The organism is Chamaesiphon sp. OTE_8_metabat_110, assembly GCF_031382685.1.
GTDB lineage: Bacteria > Cyanobacteriota > Cyanobacteriia > Cyanobacteriales > Chamaesiphonaceae > Chamaesiphon.
On sequence record NZ_JANMZA010000354.1, the window covers coordinates 1 to 3,856 of the forward strand.

The following is a 3,856-nucleotide window of genomic DNA, read 5'->3' on the forward strand; positions in this document are numbered from 1 at the left end:
TGGGATCGATATCGGCACTTTGACCGTACAGGTGGACGAGAATTACTGCTTTGGTGAGTTTGCCCGCAGCGGCTCGCTGTGCTAGGGCAGCTTGGAGCAGTTGGGGGTTCATGTTCCACGACGTTCTGTCGCTATCGATAAACACTGGCTTGGCACCGAGATAAACGATCGGATTGGCACTAGCGGAAAAAGTCAGGCTCGAACAAAATACTTCATCGCCAGCACCGACACCGACTAGTTGGAGGGCTAAATGGAGGGCAGCCGTACCCGAACTAACCGCAGTCGCATGACTCGAACCTACTTTTTGGCAGAACTCTCGCTCGAAGGCATCAACATGAGGGCCAATTGGCGCGATCCAGTTGGTTTCAAAAGCCTCAGTGACGAATTGCTGCTCGCGATCGCCCATATGTGGAGTGGAGAGTAAGATAGGTTTTGTCATTGCCAGAGGTAATAGATAGCTGAAAATTGAGTGCTGACATCATTATGTTTAGTTATTATACCCAGATCGATCTAAATGTCAGCGCTCTAGCGAGGGAATTAATGAGGATTTACTCGCTCGATAATTGAGGTTTTTTTTGATGCTAGCAGCTACTATTTTAGGTGGCTCGATCGCCGCCGCTGACAGGATCGTGTGGCACCAAAGCAATCTTATTTCTCCGCAAATTGGCGTCAATTTGCGCGATAGGCTGGGAAAAAAGATGTATTATTAAGTGCTGATGTCGTCAGACCTAATGATTCGGCTCTTTGGGCGGTGAGTCGATCGTAAAGTTGGCAATCGACGATCGTTTCTAGGGTGGCAAAAGATTTGGTAAGGTCTGAGAAGCCAATTTTAAAGTGATAAAGTGAATCTTGTCCGTTAAGTCCACCGCCTAAGTTAAAGTAGCGGTTTTGGCGTTGTTTGGCCCATTTGATTACATAGTCAAAGACCAGTGTGGTAGGTGAATAGGGCAAAAATTCTGTCCGCGTACCCCCGAGATGATATTGAACGATGCCGCTAAATTCGGTAATCAAACTAGCTGCAATAATTTGACCGTCTACTTCTACGACACAGAGCTGCACGCCATTACCCAATGCTTTTACAAACCGCTCGAAATAATCCTGCGTAAAATAGTAACTGGAGGTGGCATTGACGCGATTCATCGTTTCGCGATAGATCTCGATAAATACCTCTAGATAGCGATCGACTGGTACCATCCTAACCATCAATCCAGACCGTTTTAACTTATTAATTTTGGTACGATGACTGGATCTAATTTGCTTCCAGATATCTTCTAGATCGTTAGTTAAGTCGCAAATCACGACATCGCCGCGATGGTGCAAGCGCTCTGTTACTTCGATCGATCGGTTGGATTCATGTCGGTCGTTTGATGTGCGATCGATGAAATAACTATTCAAAATCGGATGCAGTCTCAAAAATGCCGAACAAATATTTCGTTCTTGCCAATAGCGATAGATTGTCTGCAAGCAGCGATCGATAAATTGCGGATTTTGTCCGGCGGGACTGACTAACATGCCGGGATAACCATAAGGTGAAATCACATCATAAACTGGAGCGCCGGGGCAATCGCAATTGCGGAGGAGGTATGGTAAAAAGAATACTTCTGCATCATCCTCGATAACGATCGCTTCTGCCGTAGCTTCATAGCGTTGGGCTTCTAGTTCTAAATACCCAGCTAAATGATAAAAATCATGAGGCAAATTATTTAAGTATTTTTGCCAATCTGGGTTTGTTGGCAGCACAACTCGAACTTTATTCAAGTTAGGTAAAGCGATCGCCCCAGTCATACTTTGAATCCCCTTATTTTCGTTATTAAAAGTGCTAGCTAGATTGAGAATTAATTGCTTATTTGGTAGCTGTCGATCGAGGTTTACATAGAGCCTATTGGCATAGCAGGGCTTCGAGATGGCTTACTGGTGTCCGCTCTCCAAGCCGAGCAGCACACTCTTAGGTTGCCCCAATTTGCTCTAAAAACATCACTGCGGCGTTCTCGATCGGTATTTTGTCTGAGAGGGGGGCAACCAATCGCTCGATGTGGACGCACAAAAATGACTTGCAGATATTGTCTGCAAGTCATCTGAGTGAATGTAGTGCGAATTCGATCGCCCTAACCGCACCACTAAGTGCTACTGGATCGAGCCATCGCCACCGATCGCACTATTGACTGGCTCGGAGTTGTAGGGAGGATTTATGTATTTAAATTTAAAATTGAGCTAACAATTCGACTGGCGCATTAGTTGGGACTAGAAGCCCAGCACTTTTTTGATATTTTTAGTAGTATTCTTGGAGAAATTTTCGGCTTGCTCAGTATTCCGATCGGCATTTCCCTTGACAATTTCCGGCGTGTCACCGCTATACTTTTCAGCTTTGTCAGCATCGATCTTCACCCCAGTTTCTGAGGTTTCGAGTAGCGATCGCGCCGGATCTTTGGGTGCATCCGTGTTTGATTTGGCTTGATGTGTTGCTAAATCTTCTTTTGCTGCGAGTTGTTCGATAACTTCCGCTCGGTTATCACCGATCGCATCTGGTACGACTAGTTTCTCGATCGAGGACGCTGCTAAAGCTGAATCTAATCCCCAGGATATCCCCTGCCATACCGATAAAGCGATCGCCAATCCACAAATACCTTGGACTAAGTACCGTTTTAAATTAGTGCCCAATACTGTTGCGATCGATTTCATAGTTTTATTTACCTAAAAAATTACTACTCTTCAGTTGTAGTTTATATATCTCTAAAGGAGATCGCTCAATCGATATACTTATCAATGGAATTTCCAATCGAGCATCTATTTATATCGGTAGAGATTAATAATCGGTAAGTCAAATTTTAGCTAAGCAGTTTAATAGATTAAATCTTGCCGAGTGATTAATTTTAGTTTATGTTTGATTTCAGAATGTAGTTAAATTTAAGAAATGGTTAAATTAAACCATCTATCCAAAGATAGATAAATACAGACATTAAATCTATCCATTGATAGATATAGCTAAGTTTTAGATAGTCTTAGAAATGTCCCCAATGCCAGATAGACAAGCCAATGTACTGCCAGCGACAATAAATAAACAACGACATTATCAATTCGTTAATTTTTACCAATAATTCACCCATAAATATCAATCATGTCTGAACATAACGGTGTAATGATGCAGTACTTCCACTGGTACAATCCAGACGATGGTAGTCTTTGGAATCAAGTAGCCGAAAAAGCTAGTGAACTAGCGGCGGCGGGGATTACGTCTTTGTGGTTGCCGCCAGCATATAAGGGCACTGGGGGCGGCATGGATGTTGGTTATGGGATTTACGATTTATTCGATCTGGGTGAATTCGATCAAAAAGGTTCGGTACGGACTAAATATGGCACCAAAGCTGAATATATCAAAGCGATCCAGACAGCCAAAGCCGCAGGCATCCAGATCTATGCTGATGTCGTATTCAATCACAAAATGGGTGCTGATAGATCTGAAGAGGTAGAAGCGACACCATTTGATATGGATAACCGGAATGAGACGGTAGGTGAATACCAAAAGATCGAAGCTTGGACGCACTTTACTTTTCCCGGACGCGACGGTAAGTATTCGCAAATGGAATGGCACTGGTGGCATTTTGATGCGATCGATTACAACGCCAAAGATGATGGACTCTCCGCAATTTATTTGCTCAAGGGCAAGCCATTCGCCCCAATGTTTTAGTTCGTCTACGACTTCGGGATTTTCCATGTCCAAATCGCAACCCATTAAGTAATCGAAATTACCCTTTTCGAGATCGACATTCCGATCGAATGACTTACCTTTGAGCAGATAAATTGCGGAGAGTCCATCATCTTTGGCGTTGTAATCGATCGCATCAAAATGCCACCAGTG

Annotated in this window: 3 protein-coding genes and 2 pseudogenes; 1 reads left to right on the forward strand and 4 read right to left on the reverse strand. The window is 43.7% G+C overall.

The genetic code is table 11. The annotated features are described in order from the left end of the window. The 3 genes from RMO52_RS12955 to RMO52_RS12965 form a co-directional block, all read right to left on the reverse strand. A partial coding sequence (locus RMO52_RS12955; RefSeq protein WP_310414790.1) for an aminotransferase class I/II-fold pyridoxal phosphate-dependent enzyme occupies positions 1 to 439 on the reverse strand: 439 nt, incomplete at its 3' end. Positions 440 to 669: 230 nt separating this feature from the next. Next, positions 670 to 1,785: a GNAT family N-acetyltransferase gene (locus tag RMO52_RS12960; protein WP_310414793.1), complete on the reverse strand. Its 1,116-nt coding sequence runs from the start codon at positions 1,783 to 1,785 to the stop codon at positions 670 to 672. A 456-nt stretch (positions 1,786 to 2,241) separates the two neighbouring features. Then, on the reverse strand, positions 2,242 to 2,679 hold the full coding sequence (locus RMO52_RS12965) for a hypothetical protein (RefSeq protein ID WP_309739332.1): 438 nt from the start codon (positions 2,677 to 2,679) through the stop codon (positions 2,242 to 2,244). 436 nt (positions 2,680 to 3,115) lie between these two features. Between RMO52_RS12965 and RMO52_RS12970 the strand changes: the two are divergent. Next, positions 3,116 to 3,670, forward strand: a pseudogene (locus RMO52_RS12970) (alpha-amylase family glycosyl hydrolase); the annotation flags it as partial. Here RMO52_RS12970 and RMO52_RS24725 read toward each other — a convergent pair. Then, positions 3,665 to 3,856, reverse strand: a pseudogene (locus tag RMO52_RS24725) (alpha-amylase); the annotation flags it as partial. The pseudogenes RMO52_RS12970 and RMO52_RS24725 sit on opposite strands and share 6 nt — an antisense overlap.

Excerpts from the sequence above, each read along its gene's own strand:
- RMO52_RS12960 (WP_310414793.1), bottom strand. The coding sequence starts at position 1,785 with ATGACTGGGGCGATCGCTTTACCTAACTTGAATAAAGTTCGAGTTGTG.
- RMO52_RS12965 (WP_309739332.1), bottom strand. The coding sequence starts at position 2,679 with ATGAAATCGATCGCAACAGTATTGGGCACTAATTTAAAACGGTACTTA.